Annotated in this window: 14 protein-coding genes; 10 read left to right on the forward strand and 4 right to left on the reverse strand. The window is 56.4% G+C overall.

Annotated features, from left to right (window positions below; all coding sequences use genetic code 11):
- Positions 1-225: 225 nt before the first annotated feature.
- The 10 genes from EDF78_RS23675 (at position 226) to nth (ending at position 10,005) form a co-directional block, all read left to right on the forward strand.
- Complete coding sequence (locus EDF78_RS23675) at positions 226-1,434, forward strand: FAD-dependent oxidoreductase (RefSeq protein WP_133824027.1); 1,209 nt, start codon at positions 226-228, stop codon at positions 1,432-1,434.
- A 317-nt stretch (positions 1,435-1,751) separates the two neighbouring features.
- Complete coding sequence (dcuC, locus tag EDF78_RS23680) at positions 1,752-3,119, forward strand: anaerobic C4-dicarboxylate transporter DcuC (RefSeq protein ID WP_119826151.1); 1,368 nt, start codon at positions 1,752-1,754, stop codon at positions 3,117-3,119.
- Between the two features lie 256 nt (positions 3,120-3,375).
- Positions 3,376-3,816, forward strand: coding sequence for a DUF2569 domain-containing protein (locus EDF78_RS23685; RefSeq protein WP_131694220.1), 441 nt, complete (start codon positions 3,376-3,378; stop codon positions 3,814-3,816).
- Positions 3,817-3,856: 40 nt separating this feature from the next.
- Positions 3,857-4,438, forward strand: a complete 582-nt coding sequence (gene rsxA, locus EDF78_RS23690) for an electron transport complex subunit RsxA (protein WP_095922116.1) — start codon at positions 3,857-3,859, stop codon at positions 4,436-4,438.
- On the forward strand, positions 4,438-5,004 hold the full coding sequence (gene rsxB, locus EDF78_RS23695; protein ID WP_015697463.1) for an electron transport complex subunit RsxB: 567 nt from the start codon (positions 4,438-4,440) through the stop codon (positions 5,002-5,004). Before rsxA ends, rsxB begins: the two co-directional genes overlap by 1 nt.
- A gap of 1 nt (position 5,005) precedes the next feature.
- Complete coding sequence (gene rsxC, locus EDF78_RS23700) at positions 5,006-6,988, forward strand: electron transport complex subunit RsxC (RefSeq protein WP_133824028.1); 1,983 nt, start codon at positions 5,006-5,008, stop codon at positions 6,986-6,988.
- Positions 6,989-8,041: an electron transport complex subunit RsxD gene (rsxD, locus tag EDF78_RS23705; protein ID WP_133824029.1), complete on the forward strand. Its 1,053-nt coding sequence runs from the start codon at positions 6,989-6,991 to the stop codon at positions 8,039-8,041.
- Between the two features lie 9 nt (positions 8,042-8,050).
- On the forward strand, positions 8,051-8,683 hold the full coding sequence (gene rsxG / locus EDF78_RS23710) for an electron transport complex subunit RsxG (RefSeq protein ID WP_095922119.1): 633 nt from the start codon (positions 8,051-8,053) through the stop codon (positions 8,681-8,683).
- The gene (locus tag EDF78_RS23715; protein WP_131694218.1) at positions 8,676-9,374 is read left to right on the forward strand and encodes an electron transport complex subunit E; all 699 of its coding nucleotides are present in this window, start codon (positions 8,676-8,678) and stop codon (positions 9,372-9,374) included. Before rsxG ends, EDF78_RS23715 begins: the two co-directional genes overlap by 8 nt.
- Positions 9,367-10,005 (forward strand): endonuclease III, encoded by a 639-nt coding sequence (gene nth / locus EDF78_RS23720; RefSeq protein ID WP_119826161.1) that lies wholly within the window; start codon positions 9,367-9,369, stop codon positions 10,003-10,005. Before EDF78_RS23715 ends, nth begins: the two co-directional genes overlap by 8 nt.
- A 627-nt stretch (positions 10,006-10,632) precedes the next feature.
- On the opposite strand, the gene EDF78_RS23725 is transcribed toward nth, so the two are convergent.
- From EDF78_RS23725 to EDF78_RS23740, 4 genes are all read right to left on the reverse strand, one after another.
- Complete coding sequence (locus EDF78_RS23725; protein WP_095922122.1) at positions 10,633-11,127, reverse strand: DUF2501 domain-containing protein; 495 nt, start codon at positions 11,125-11,127, stop codon at positions 10,633-10,635.
- Positions 11,128-11,225: 98 nt separating this feature from the next.
- The gene (locus EDF78_RS23730) at positions 11,226-12,149 is read right to left on the reverse strand and encodes a LysR family transcriptional regulator (RefSeq protein WP_131694217.1); all 924 of its coding nucleotides are present in this window, start codon (positions 12,147-12,149) and stop codon (positions 11,226-11,228) included.
- A 48-nt stretch (positions 12,150-12,197) separates the two neighbouring features.
- A complete protein-coding gene (locus tag EDF78_RS23735; RefSeq protein WP_133824030.1) occupies positions 12,198-13,178 on the reverse strand; it encodes an alpha/beta hydrolase in 981 nt (326 codons plus the stop codon).
- A gap of 102 nt (positions 13,179-13,280) precedes the next feature.
- A complete protein-coding gene (locus EDF78_RS23740) occupies positions 13,281-14,174 on the reverse strand; it encodes a nickel/cobalt efflux protein RcnA (RefSeq protein ID WP_133824031.1) in 894 nt (297 codons plus the stop codon).
- Between the last annotated feature and the right edge of the window lie 12 nt (positions 14,175-14,186).

A 14,186-nucleotide genomic window follows, 5' to 3' on the forward strand; every position in this document is an offset into this window, starting at 1 on the left:
CAGAACACAAAGGGTGTTAGCCCTTAAAACCCCCTCCCAACCTCCCCCTTCGCAGGGGGAGGAGCAAATGAGAAAACTCCTCCACCTGCTCAACGGTGCAAAAAGACAGGATTTGTTACGCCCCTGTGCAGGAAATGTTCTGAGATGTCGCACGGGATGAATTGACGCACACCGGTGCAAATGATAATTGTTATCATGTAAATTCATCCGGTAAGGCAGGCAGGTATGACAGCGAACACAGAGACTTCCACAGCGGCATCCTGCTGCATTGTCGGCGGCGGTCCCGCAGGATTAATGCTGGGGTATCTTCTGGCGCGTCAGGGGATTGACGTCACGGTGCTGGAAAAACATCGCGATTTTTTGCGCGATTTTCGCGGTGACACCATTCACCCTTCGACGCTGGACATCATCTGGCAACTGGGTTTTCTCGATGAATTTCTCGCCCTGCCACATCAGCGCGCAGAGAAGCTTTACGGCGAAATCAACGGCAAGGAAACCACGCTGGCGGATTTCAGCCACCTGCCGACGCAATGCAAATTTATCGCCTTTATGCCGCAGTGGGATTTCCTCAATTTTATCGCCAGCAAAGCCGCGCAACTGCCGAACTTCCGTCTGATCCATAACGCGCAGGTGCTGTCGTTACTGGAGAATACCGGTCAGGTTTCAGGCGTTGTGGCAGACGTAAACGGCGAAACGCGGCATTTTGACGCCGATTTAGTGGTGGGTTGTGACGGGCGTAATTCGGTCGTACGCGAACAGGCCGGGATGGAAATCCGCCGTTATGGCGCACCGCGCGACGTGCTGTGGCTGAAAATCAACAAACGCCCGGACGATCCGCAGTGGTCGATGGGGCATCGCGGGCCGAAGAAAAACTTCATCATGATCGACCGCGGCGATTACTGGCAGTGCGGTTATTCGATCCCGAAAGACAGCCTGGATACGCTTAAAGCACAGGGCATCGCGCCCTTTCTCGACCTCCTGGCGGAAGTGTCACCCTTCGAACTCGCACGGCTTGAGGAAGACATCACCGGCTGGGACGATGTGCGCCTGCTGGTGATCCGTATCGACCGCCTGAAAGAATGGGCGAAACCGGGATTGCTGTGCATCGGCGACGCGGCCCATGCGATGTCACCGATTGGCGGCGTCGGCGTGAATCTGGCGATTCAGGATGCGGTGGCGACGGCGAATATCATTACTGAGCCGCTGAAAGCCGGACGCCTGACGCTGCGACACTTAAAACGTATCCAGCGCCGCCGGACGTTCCCGACCTGGGCCACGCAGGCGTTACAGATTATGATCAGTAAGGCAGGACAGAAGAAGCGCACCCGACCGCCATCCCGTATGGAATTGTGGCTGCGCGGGCGGAAATTCATTCCGTTTTTGTTCGGCCGTCTGATTGGGGTCGGGTTTTATCGGGAAATCCCGAAGCTTTGATTTTTCAGGCAAACATAAGGATGCGCACGGTCAACTCCCTCCCCTGCGAAGGGGAGGGTTGGGGTGGGGTATTAAAGCGAAATCAATAAGTTGAAGTTCGCTCAAACGCGGTGTCAGCCCGTAAAACCCCCTCCCCGCCTCCCCCTTCGCAGGGGGAGGAGTCGCACCGGTTCCTCCTCTGAACAGGCATCACATATTTTAATATTCCCCCGCCTTTCATCACCCATAATTGATAAGTGTCATAACGCCCGCACCGTTATTTCGGCAAAGTGCCCGCCTTTCACTTGGATCCAAATTTAATCTCGGGGAATACAATAATGCTGGAATTACTGATCGGACTGGTGGTCGCCGTGTTTGTCGGGCGCTACATCATCAAAGGCTATTCGCCCACCGGCGTACTGATGGTCGGCGGCTTATTATTGCTGATTATCAGCGCAATAATGGGTCACAGCATCCTGCCGGAAGGCACCAAAAGCACCGGCTGGAATGCGACGGATATCGTGGAGTACGTCAAAATTCTGCTGATGAGTCGCGGTGGTGATCTCGGCATGATGATCATGATGTTGTGCGGATTTGCCGCGTATATGACCCACATCGGTGCCAATGATGTCGTCGTGAAGCTGGCGTCGCGGCCGTTGCAGATGATCAACTCACCGTACATTCTGATGGTCGCGGCCTATATTCTGGCGTGCCTGATGTCACTGGCGGTATCGTCGGCAACCGGTCTGGGTGTGCTGCTGATGGCGACACTGTTCCCGATCATGGTCAACGTCGGCATCAGCCGGGGCGCGGCGGCGGCGATTTGTGCTTCCCCTGCGGCAATCATTCTTTCCCCGACTTCCGGCGATGTGGTGCTGGCCGCGCAGGCGGCGAACATGCCGCTGGTGGATTTCGCCTTCAAAGTCACCCTGCCGATTTCCATTGCGGCCATTGTGGCGATGGCGGTCGCGCACTTCTTCTGGCAACGCTATCTGGATAAACGCGATACCACCGCGCTCGCGGACGCCGTCGATTCCAACGCAGATGATGTGATTGAAACCAATGCGCCCGCTTTCTACGCCATTTTGCCGTTCACGCCGATTATTGGTGTGCTGATTTTTGACGGCAAATGGGGGCCGAATCTGCATATCATCACCATTCTGGTGATTTGTATGTTGCTCACCGCCATTATTGAAACCGTGCGTAACCGTAACGGCAAAGCCGTGTTTGCCGGGCTGGACGTCGCCTATCGCGGCATGGCGGATGCGTTCGCCAACGTGGTGATGCTGCTGGTGGCGGCTGGCGTATTCGCCCAGGGTTTAAGCACTGTCGGCTTTATCAGCAGCCTGATCGGACTGGCACAAAACTTTGGCTCCGGCAGCATTGTGATGATGCTGGTACTGGTGGTGATCACCGTGCTGGCTGCGATGACCACCGGCTCCGGCAATGCTTCGTTTTACGCCTTCGTTGAACTGATCCCGAAACTGGCCACAAAAATGGGCATCAACCCGGAATATCTGGTCATTCCGATGTTGCAGGCCTCCAACCTCGGACGCACTATCTCCCCGGTTTCCGGCGTCGTTGTCGCCGTGGCCGGTATGGCAAAAATCTCGCCATTCGAAGTGGTTAAGCGCACCTCCGTGCCGGTACTGGTCGGTCTGATTGTAGTGATCGTCGCCACCGAAATTCTGGTGCCGGTGCATTAAAACTTCTCCCGCTTTAATACCTGAAGCATTCAGGCTGTATCAAGGCGGCAACTGAGCGTGTCCCCGGGAGCATACAAAAGTATGTGACCGGGGCGCGTGAAGGCAGCCAACGCAGAGACGGCGTGAAGGATTAAGGTATTGATCACATAAATACGATATGGGCTGAGGCTAACTCGGGTTAAGCTACTGCGCCTTGAAGGTCGGGGAAGTGTCCCTGTGCTGATTTGATGGCGAAACCAGCGTGAGAAAAGCTTTTATGTCGAATAATCCGGGCTATAAACGTATTGGCGGGTGGTTACTGGCCCCGATGGCGTATCTGATTGTAACGCTGCTGAGCGTGGTATTAATGCTGTTTCTGTTTTCAATGGCCTTATTTATGCCGGAATCGCGTGAATACTTAATCACCAATTCGCAGGCGTTTACCCTGCAATGGTATTTTTCAGTGGTGACCACGCTGGCGATGGGGTTATTTACCGTCGCGGTTTTGTGGCAATTTTGTAAGCGCGCACGCGTCTTACCCAAAATGTTTATTATCTGGTTGTTGTGCACCGTGCTTCTGGCAGTAAAAGCCTTTGCATTTTCGCCAGTTACCGATGATTTGGCCGTACGTAACTTATTGTTACCTTTATTGGCCGCCGCAGTCTTTGTGCCTTATTTCAAACGCTCACTGCGGGTAAAAGAAACCTTCACGGAATAACCCTGAGGTTTTTAATGTTTATTATGTCCGGGCAATTGTCATGACCTCTTATTTATTACTTTTTGTCGGCACCGTGCTGGTGAATAACTTTGTGCTGGTCAAATTCCTTGGCCTGTGCCCGTTTATGGGCGTGTCCAAGAAACTCGAATCCGCCATTGGCATGGGGCTGGCGACCACGTTCGTGATCACCCTGTCGAATATCTGCTCGTGGATCGTGAATACCTTCATTCTGATGCCACTGGGGCTGGTCTACCTGCGCACTATGGCGTTTATCCTGGTGATCGCGGTCGTCGTGCAGTTCACCGAAATGGTGGTGCGCAAAACCAGCCCGTCACTGTATCGCCTGCTGGGTATCTTCCTGCCGCTGATCACCACTAACTGCGCCGTGCTCGGCGTGGCGCTGCTGAACATCAACCAGCAGTTCAACTTTATGCAATCCGCGCTGTACGGTTTTGCCGCGTCGCTGGGCTTCTCACTGGTGATGGTGCTGTTTGCCGCTATTCGTGAACGTCTGGTGGTCGCTGACGTGCCTGCGCCGTTTAAAGGATCGTCGATTGCGCTGGTCACGGCTGGCCTGATGTCATTAGCCTTTATGGGCTTCACAGGTCTGGTGAAATTCTGATGTTTGAATTATGGGTAGCGATTGGCGCGCTGACCGCACTGGCGCTGGTGTTTGGCCTGCTGCTGGGGTACGCCTCGCGTCGTTTTGCCGTGGAAGGCAACCCGGTTGTCGATCAGATTGACGATATCCTGCCGCAAAGCCAGTGCGCACAGTGCGGCTATCCCGGCTGCAAACCTTACGCCGAAGCGGTCGCCAATGGCGACAACATCAACAAATGTGTGCCGGGCGGCGAAGCCGTCATGCTCAAGCTGGCCACCCTGCTGAACGTTGAACCTCAGCCGATGGGCGAAGACGCCGCTGCGGCCGTTCCGGTGCGTAAAGTGGCGTATATCGACGAAAGCAACTGCATCGGCTGCACCAAGTGCATTCAGGCCTGTCCGGTGGATGCCATTGTCGGTGCCACCCGCGCCGTACACACCGTGATCACCGATTTATGTACCGGCTGCGATCTCTGCGTCGCGCCTTGCCCGACGGACTGCATCGAAATGCTGCCGGTCAAAACCACCACCGCAAACTGGAAGTGGGATTTGCAATCCATTCCGGTTCAGATCATCCATGCGGAGTAACATGTTTAATCTGTTTGCCGCGCTCAAAAAAGACAAAATCTGGGACTTCGACGGCGGTATTCATCCGCCTGAAATGAAGACTCAGTCGAGCCACGTTCCGCTGCGCAACGTGCCGCTGCCTGAGCGTTTTATCATCCCTCTTCAGCAACACCTCGGCCCTGAGGGCGAGCTGTGTGTGAAAGCCGGTGACCGGGTGTTGAAAGGTCAGCCGCTGACCACCGGTCGCGGCCGCACCGTGCCGGTTCACGCCCCGACGTCCGGCGTGATCACCGCCATCGAGCCGCACATCACTGCGCACCCTTCCGGCCTGAAAGAACTGTGCGTGTTGATCGCCACCGACGGTCAGGACACCTGGTGCGAGCGTGAATTCGTGGCTGACTACCGCCAGCTTTCAGCCGATGAGCTGAATCAGCGCATCAGTCAGGCGGGGATCGCCGGGCTGGGCGGTGCCGGTTTCCCGACCGCCAGCAAACTGGCCGGCGGCCTGACGTCTACCCGCACGCTGATCCTCAATGCTGCCGAATGTGAACCTTACATCACCGCCGATGACCGGCTGATGCAGGAACACGCTGCGGAGATCCTGCAGGGCACGCGCATTCTGTGCCATATGTTGCATCCGGAACGCGTGCTGATCGGCATCGAAGATAACAAACCGGAAGCCATCGCCGCGTTTAAAACGGCCATTAAGGCGGAGATCGCTGACGGCGTGCGGATTGAAGTGCGGGTGATCCCCACCAAATACCCGTCCGGCGGTGCCAAACAGCTGACCAAAATCCTCACCGGTCTCGAAGTGCCGAAAGGCCACCACTCGTCCGCCATTGGCGTGCTGATGCAAAACGTCGGCACGGTCTACGCCATCAAACGCGCGATCATTGACGGCGAGCCGCTGATCGAGCGCGTGGTCACGCTGACCGGCGAAGCCATGGCAAAACCGGGCAACGTCTGGGCGCGTCTCGGTACGCCGATTGAACACCTGATGCATGAAGGCCAGTTGCAGCCGCAGGGCGACAAAAAGATGGTGATCATGGGCGGTCCGCTGATGGGCTTTACCCTGCCGTCGCTCAATGTCCCTGTGGTCAAAATTTCCAACTGCCTGCTGGCTCCGTCGGAATCCGAGCTGGGACAACAGGAGCAGGAAGAAGCCTGTATCCGTTGCAGCCTGTGCGCCGAATCCTGCCCGGCCGGTTTACTGCCGCAGCAACTTTACTGGTTCAGTAAAGGCGAAGAACACGAGAAAGCGCGCAAGCATAATCTGTTCGACTGTATCGAATGCGGTGCCTGCGCGTATGTCTGTCCGAGCAATATTCCGCTGGTGCAGTATTACCGGCAGGAAAAGGCCGAAATCCGCGCCATCGATGCAGAGACCGCCCGCGCTACCGAAGCCAAAGCGCGTTTCGAAGCCAAACAGGCGCGCATGGAGCGCGAGAAATTAGCGCGCGAAGAGAAACATCAGAAAGCGGCCGTGAAACTGGACGACGTCCCGGCAGAACAAACGCCGGTCACGGAAACCGTGGCAGAAAAACCGGCTGAAGCTGATCCGCGTAAAGCCGCGCTGGCCGCAGCTATTGCCCGTGCCAAAGCGAAAAAAGCCGCCGCAGAACAGGAAATTCCGGTGGCCTCCGAGCCGGTGCCTGAAACGCCGCCTTCCGCAGAAGATGACCGCAAAGCCGCCGTCGCCGCCGCCATTGCGCGTGTGAAAGCCAAAAAAGCCGGTAACAGCGGCGTTGTGGTCGAAGCGAAAGAAAGCGAACTGGCCGTTGCCGCGCCCGCTTCTGCTGAGGATGACCGCAAAGAGGCTGTCGCGGCCGCGATTGCCCGCGTGAAAGCCAAAAAAGCCGCCGCGCAGAGTGAGGCGCAGGAAGCAGACGCCGAAGAAACAGAACCAAAACAACAAGAAAGCGATCCACGCAAAGCCGCCGTGGCTGCTGCGATCGCACGAGTTAAGGCCCGTAAAGCCGCTCAGACAATGTCGAACGAGGAATAGATGGCCTTCAGGATCGCAAGTTCACCTTTTACGCATAACCGCCAGAACACCAGCACCATCATGATGATGGTGATCCTGGCCTGTATTCCCGGCCTGATCGCTCAGGTGTGGTTTTTCGGTTACGGCACGCTGGTTCAGCTGACGCTGGCTATCGTGATTGCCCTGCTGGCAGAAGGCGCGGTATTACAGCTGCGCAAACTGCCGGTGAAAAAACGTCTCGGCGATAACAGCGCCCTGCTGACCGCCGTGCTGTTGGGCATCAGTCTGCCGCCGCTGGGGCCGTGGTGGATGGTGGTGCTCGGCACGATTTTCGCCATTATCATCGCCAAACAACTTTACGGCGGGCTTGGTCAGAATCCGTTTAACCCGGCCATGGTAGGCTATGTGGTGCTGCTGATTTCGTTCCCGGTACAGATGACCACCTGGCTGCCGCCGGACGCCCTGCAACATCATCATGTCGGATTCACCGACACGCTGCTGACCATTTTCACCGGCCATAACAGTCAGGATCTGACCGCCTATCAGCTGAACATGAACGTTGATGGCGTGACGCAGGCGACACCGCTGGATGCGTTTAAAACCGGGCTGCGTTCCGGTCATACCGCCGATCAGATCCTCGGGACGCCGCTGTTCAGCGGGACGCTCGCCGGGCTGGGCTGGCAGTGGATCAACCTCGGTTTTCTGGCCGGCGGGCTGTTCCTGATGTGGCGAAAAATCATCAGCTGGCACATTCCGGTTTCCATGCTGGGTATGCTGGCAGTCTGTGCCGGTATCGCGTGGGGTCTGGCCCCTGAACACTATTCATCACCGCTGGTCGGGCTGTTCTCCGGCGCGACCATGCTCGGCGCGTTCTTTATCGCCACCGATCCGGTGACGGCGTCCACCACGCCAAAAGGCCGCCTGATTTTCGGCGCGCTGATTGGTTTGCTGGTCTGGCTGATCCGCAGTTACGGCGGCTATCCGGATGGCATCGCATTTGCGGTTTTACTGGCCAATATCACCGTGCCATTGATTGATCACTACACGCAACCACGCGTCTACGGGCATCGCTGAGGAAGAAATATGTTAGCTACTATGCGACGCCACGGCCTGATCCTGGCTTTCTTTGGCGCACTGATGACCGGCATGACCGCGCTGGTCAACCTGATGACCAAGCCGACCATTGAACATCAGGCGTTGTTACAGCAGAAATCGCTGTTTGATCAGGTGATCCCGGCTGGCGTGTACGATAACGACATGCAGAATGAATGTTACAACGTCACCGATGAATCACTGGGGACTGCAACACCGCACCGCCTGTATCTGGCACGTAAGAACGGTCAGCCGGTGGCGGCTGTGGTGGAAACCACCGCGCCTGACGGCTATTCCGGCGCGATCCAGTTGCTGGTAGCTGCCGATTTTCACGGCAAAGTCTACGGCTCCCGTGTGCTGGAACAGCATGAAACGCCGGGGCTCGGTGATAAAATTGAAGTGCGCATTTCCGACTGGATCAAGCATTTTGCCAATCAGACCGTCAACGGCGCCAGTGATGAACGCTGGGCGGTGAAGAAAGATGGCGGTATGTTTGATCAGTTTACCGGTGCGACCATTACACCGCGCGCTGTCGTTCGCTCCGTCAAACGCACGGCGCTGTTTATCGGGACGGTACCGTCTCAGCTTTCCCACCTCACCCCTTGTGGAGCCCGTGATGAGTGAAGCCAGAAAGATAATCGTTCAGGGTCTGTGGACCAATAACTCCTCGCTGGTGCAGTTGCTGGGGCTTTGCCCGCTGCTGGCCGTGACGTCCACCGCCACCAACGCCCTTGGTTTAGGGCTGGCGACCACGCTGGTGCTGACCTGTACCAACGCCATGATTTCCGCATTCCGTAAGTGGATCCCGGATGAAATCCGTATCCCGATTTACGTACTGATTATCGCCTCGGTAGTGAGTACCGTGCAGATGCTGATCAACGCCTATGCCTTCGGTTTGTATCAGGCGCTGGGGATTTTTATTCCGCTGATCGTCACCAACTGTATTGTGGTCGGACGCGCCGAAGCCTGTGCCGCCAGCAGCCCGATCCATCTGGCGGCCCTTGACGGCGCGATGACCGGTCTGGGCGCAACCTGCGCAATGTTTGTGCTCGGCTCAATGCGTGAAATTCTCGGCAGCGGCGTGCTGTTTAACGGTGCTGACCTGCTGCTCGGCAGTTGGGCGAAAGTGCTGCGCGTCGAAGTGCTGCATCTGGATAACCCGTTCCTGCTGGCGATGTTGCCGCCGGGGGCATTTATCGGCCTCGGGCTGTTGCTGGCGGGCAAATATCTTATCGATCAGCGCATGAAAGCGCGTAAAGCCGCGCAGCATGTTGCGGCTGAAGAAAGTCTGCCAAAGGGAAGTGTTCATGAATAAGGAAAAGCGCATCGAAATCCTCAGCCGTTTACGGGATAACAACCCGCATCCGACCACTGAACTGGTGTACACCACCCCGTTCGAACTGCTGATTTCGGTATTGCTTTCCGCGCAGGCCACGGATGTCAGCGTTAACAAAGCGACGGCAAAGCTGTATCCGGTCGCCAATACCCCTGAATCGGTTCTGGCGCTGGGCGTGGATGGCGTAAAGGAATACATCAAGACCATCGGCCTGTTTAATGCCAAAGCCGAGAATGTGATCAAAACCTGTCGGATTTTGCTGGAAAAACATCAGGGTGAAGTGCCGGAAGATCGCGCCGCGCTGGAAGCCTTACCGGGCGTAGGCCGTAAAACGGCCAATGTGGTGCTCAACACCGCGTTTGGCTGGCCGACCATCGCTGTGGATACGCATATTTTCCGCGTCTGTAACCGCACGAAATTCGCGCCGGGTAAAACTGTCGATGACGTCGAAGAGAAATTACTGAAAGTGGTGCCGGGCGAGTTCAAACTGGACTGCCATCACTGGCTGATCCTGCATGGCCGCTATACCTGTATTGCGCGCAAACCGCGCTGCGGGTCGTGTCTGATCGAGGATTTGTGTGAGAGCAAAGAGAAGGTTTATGCGGAATGAAAGGGATTCCCTTTGGATCCCTTTTAAATAGCTATAAATGACTTTAAATAGAATTGAGTAAGTTTCGGTTTTTCAATAACGGTTATCACATGGCCTTTCGCGCTGAAACCGACCAGAGGGGAAAAGCTTTTCCCCTCTGAACTCCCCTCGCTTTTTCAAACACGTGATCCGCGCGCTGGGTATGTTTCAGCAACCACCGCGACAGGCTGGAAATCTTGCCGCTGCGCGGTGCCTTCATTTCGGGATTGCAGCCTCAGGTCTGCAACCTCTCATTCAGCAAGCTTTCTGAATCGCCCGCAGCTTTTTAAAAGATAAAAAAAGTGAGGTTGTGAAGTATAAACCTGAGGCCGGTTCCAAAATACCGCCGAAGGAGAGGTGGAAAACCGCGCGTCTTTTTGCGCGGGTTGTAACCCGAACGTAGGGAACCGCGCAGCGGCGGGATTTTGCGGCTGTCACTGTGGCTTATGAAACATAGCCAGCGAGCGGAGCGCGCAGTGAAAAAGCGCGGAGTCCAGAGGCCCGCGCGTTACCGGGTCTCTGGTCGGTGTGGGCCGACGCCCACGACCTTGAAGTTGAAGTTGAAGTTGGAATTTAAGTTAAAAGCCGCCTTTGCAGCGGCCTCAGCAATCAGATAAATGATTTCGCCTGTTTCAGCACCACATCACAGGCTTTGGTTTTCACCTTTTCTTTCACCTGCGTCAGCCCGCTTCCCAGATTGTTCAGATCCACACTCTGATCTTTACCGGTCTTCAGTAAACCGCCCAGACCCTGCTGATAATCCTGACTTTCTGCACCGGAGGCACTCTGGATCCCCAGTTTATTCAGCAACTGATCTTTTACGTTTTCCGTGCTGGCTTTGGAAAGCACATTGTTCTTCACGCAGTATTGCAATACGCCCGCCGCGTTAGACGCACTGGTCGAGGTCAGCGCGCTGTCACCGCCGCTGAGCAGCGAGGTCAGGGAAGACGTGGTGCCGGTTGAACCGGATTTGCTGCTGCCGTTCAGTCCGTCGCTGGCAGCCTGCTGCAGTTGTCCGAGAAGATTATTTGAGGCCTGCGCGCCTGCTGACAGGAATAAACCGGCGGAGGCGAGGGTCAGGACAACGGCTTGTAATGCTTTCATGCTTAACTTCCTTCAATCACATAAGTATTGCGCTAAAGCTTGAGCTTAAATATTCACGACATCAATAGGAATTGCGGAGATAAACCGACGGTAAAGCCTTATTTGATGGCCGTTTTGGGCAACGGCTGTTCTGCTAACCAGACCCCGGCGGCGGTGAAGAAATGCTGCGCCAGCGGCGTTGCCCTGCCCGGTTCAGCGACCACCAGCGCGGCGTGGCGGCTCATGGGGGTGATATCCAGCGGACAACGTTTCAGCGCCGGATGCATGTCATCAATCAGATGACCGCGCGGTACCAGTGCGCAACCGATGCCGACATAAACGCCCTGCATCAGCTGAAAGATCGAGGTGCTTTCCAGCCGAGGATGCAACTCCAGCCCGGCCTGACGGAAGAAATTATCCAGATAACGGCGGAAATAACGGCTCGGCTCAGACAAACACAGCGGTAACGCGGCGGCCTGTTCCGCCGTGATCAGCGCGATATCCTGCAACTGCGGAAAATGATCCGGGTGATACACCACATCTACCCCGCCGTCATCGAGCGGCACCAGCTGGAAACGCAGCTCGTTGAGTGTCGAAAACTCAAAGAAACCGATACCGACATCCACCGAGTGGCTGCTCAGCGCTTCAATCAGCTGATCGGCGCTGACTTCCGCCACGCGGTAATCCAGCCCCGGATGGGCCGCGCTGACCGCTTTGATCAGTTGCGCCAGCGAGACGCTGCACTGCGGCATCACGCCGATACGCAGCGTGCCGCTCATGCCCTGTTTCAGCGATTCAACTTCCAGCTTAAGGCCTTCGTACACCGCGACGATTTCGCGCGCCCAGCTCAGCACCCGCAGGCCCTCGGCGGTAAAACCTTCAAAGTTATTACCGCGATTGATCAGATTCAGATCGAGTTCTTTTTCGAGGTTTTTGAGACGCATCGACAGCGTCGGCTGGCTGACAAAGCTGGCTTCCGCCGCCCTGCCAAAATGCCGCTCGCGTTCGAGATTACAGAGGTAAATGAGTTGTTTGATATCCAATTTATTGTCTGTTTCAGCCCTGAGTTATGCCTGATTGATTGGATTTTATTATAAGCCATCGTGATGTATATGACGCAGCGGATTAAACCCTGAAAGGGAATCCTGACGCTGTTCGCGGGCGCGACGTGCCAGTGCATAGGCCGGATCACCGTTAAAACCGTGGAATCCGCCCGGATAAATGCTGAATTCAACGGGTACACCGGCGCGGATCAAGCGGCGGGCATACTCAATATTTTCATCCAGGAAAAGGTCCACGGACCCGACGCCAATCCAGGCCGGTGGTAATCCGCTGAGATTTTCGGCGCGCGCCGCCGCGGCATAGCAGGAAACGTCCGCTAAACCGGCGTCATGCCCCAGATAGGCCTGCCAGCCGAAGCGGTTGTCGTCGCGCGTCCAGGCGAATTCGCCGGTTGAAGGATTCGGATCCTTGTCCGTCACGGTGCGGTCATCGAGCATCGGGTACATCAGGTTCTGAAATGCCAGTGCCGGACCGCCACGATCGCGGGTCAGCAAGGCCAGTGACGCGGCCAGTCCGGCTCCGGCGCTGTCACCCATCACGCCGATATGCGCAGGATCGATACCCAGTTCCTCTGCCTGCGCGGTCATCCACAACAACGCGGCATAGCAGTCTTCCAGCGGGCCGGGAAACGGGGTTTCAGGCGCGAGGCGGTAATCGACGGAGACAATCACGCAGTCATGTTGCGCCGCCGTCGGACGGGTCAGCGGCATCGACTGTTCCGGGCTGCCCAGCACATAACCGCCGCCATGAATATGCAGGATCCCCATCCGGCCCTGGCGTGTGGATTGCGGGGAAATCACCACCACCCGCACAGGCGGCGCGCCTTCGCTGCCGGAAATAAACTGGCTGCTGACGGTCAGCGCCAGCCCGTCGTCCTGTAATACACTTTCCAGCGCCGCCGCCTGCCGCTGCGCGCGCATGGCCGGCAGGACGGACGCCTCAAGCACACGTTCGGGCATCAGAGACAATAACGGGCGCAGTTCGGGATCGACAAGGTGGGCAGTTTTCATCACGGGTTCCTGTTAAGAATGTCATCCCGTCATTTATAGCCTCTTGCCGCGATTTTAAAAAGTCTGAATCGTTATGGCTTATGACTGATTACGTTCAGATTTTCACGAGGTTAAACCGATAAAAGCGTGCACGCCCATGTATATCCCGACCAGCCCGATCAGCACGCTGGAGAAATACGGTGCCCTGCGCGCCAGCGTGTTTAAACCGCTCCAGCGTTTCGTGGCCTGGCGGACACTTACGGCAGCGGCTACGCCCACGGTCACCAGCGTCAGCGCCAGCCCGAGACTGAAACACACCACCATCGTGGCCCCGAGCGCCAGTTGTTTGAGTTGGATACAGATCAGCAGCACGGTAATGGCTGCCGGACACGGGATCAACCCGCCGGTCAGGCCGAAAAACACAATCTGCCCGTTGGTTACTTCCGTGCTGGTAAAGCGCCGCTGAATATCGCTGGCGTGCGCCAGTTCATGCGCATCCTGATATTCCTGTGGCGACAGACTGATGCGCGTCATGCTGCGCAAATTACTCAGCCTCTGCGGCTGAACGTGGCGCTGTACATTGGCGTGCGTCTGAGCAGGCCCGTGATGATGATCATGTTCGTGGTGATGGGCATGATCACCATGATGTCCGTGCGTATGCTCCCTTTTCCATAACTGCTCCCCGCGAAACGTGCGCCAGAACATCCACATGGCGGTACCGAGGATAATCACTGCGGAGACCAGTTGCAGCCACGGCTCAACCGCTTCGGCAGTGAAGCGGTTGCTGAGAACCATGCCACCGAAAGCGATAATCCAGACAATCGCCGTATGCGAAATCGTGGCAGCCAGACCGAGCAGAACGGCCTGCCGCACGGTGCCTTTAATCGCGATGATAAAAGCCGCCATCATCGTTTTCGAATGTCCCGGCTCAAGTCCGTGCAATATTCCCAGTAAGATGGCGCCGGGCATGTAGAGCCACGCGTTTCCCTGCTGCAAAAGTGTAGAAAAGTCATTCATGGTGTTTATTCC

This window comes from Rahnella sp. BIGb0236, from assembly GCF_004364755.1.
GTDB classification, from domain to species: Bacteria; Pseudomonadota; Gammaproteobacteria; order Enterobacterales; family Enterobacteriaceae; genus Rahnella; species Rahnella victoriana.

Coding starts and splice junctions, on each gene's coding strand:
- rsxB (WP_015697463.1), top strand. CDS start 4,438: ATGTTTGAATTATGGGTAGCGATTGGCGCGCTGACCGCACTGGCGCTG.
- EDF78_RS23725 (WP_095922122.1), bottom strand. CDS start 11,127: ATGAAAGCATTACAAGCCGTTGTCCTGACCCTCGCCTCCGCCGGTTTA.
- EDF78_RS23685 (WP_131694220.1), top strand. CDS start 3,376: ATGTCGAATAATCCGGGCTATAAACGTATTGGCGGGTGGTTACTGGCC.
- EDF78_RS23735 (WP_133824030.1), bottom strand. CDS start 13,178: ATGAAAACTGCCCACCTTGTCGATCCCGAACTGCGCCCGTTATTGTCT.
- dcuC (WP_119826151.1), top strand. CDS start 1,752: ATGCTGGAATTACTGATCGGACTGGTGGTCGCCGTGTTTGTCGGGCGC.
- rsxD (WP_133824029.1), top strand. CDS start 6,989: ATGGCCTTCAGGATCGCAAGTTCACCTTTTACGCATAACCGCCAGAAC.
- rsxG (WP_095922119.1), top strand. CDS start 8,051: ATGTTAGCTACTATGCGACGCCACGGCCTGATCCTGGCTTTCTTTGGC.
- rsxC (WP_133824028.1), top strand. CDS start 5,006: ATGTTTAATCTGTTTGCCGCGCTCAAAAAAGACAAAATCTGGGACTTC.
- EDF78_RS23740 (WP_133824031.1), bottom strand. CDS start 14,174: ATGAATGACTTTTCTACACTTTTGCAGCAGGGAAACGCGTGGCTCTAC.
- EDF78_RS23715 (WP_131694218.1), top strand. CDS start 8,676: ATGAGTGAAGCCAGAAAGATAATCGTTCAGGGTCTGTGGACCAATAAC.
- rsxA (WP_095922116.1), top strand. CDS start 3,857: ATGACCTCTTATTTATTACTTTTTGTCGGCACCGTGCTGGTGAATAAC.
- EDF78_RS23675 (WP_133824027.1), top strand. CDS start 226: ATGACAGCGAACACAGAGACTTCCACAGCGGCATCCTGCTGCATTGTC.
- nth (WP_119826161.1), top strand. CDS start 9,367: ATGAATAAGGAAAAGCGCATCGAAATCCTCAGCCGTTTACGGGATAAC.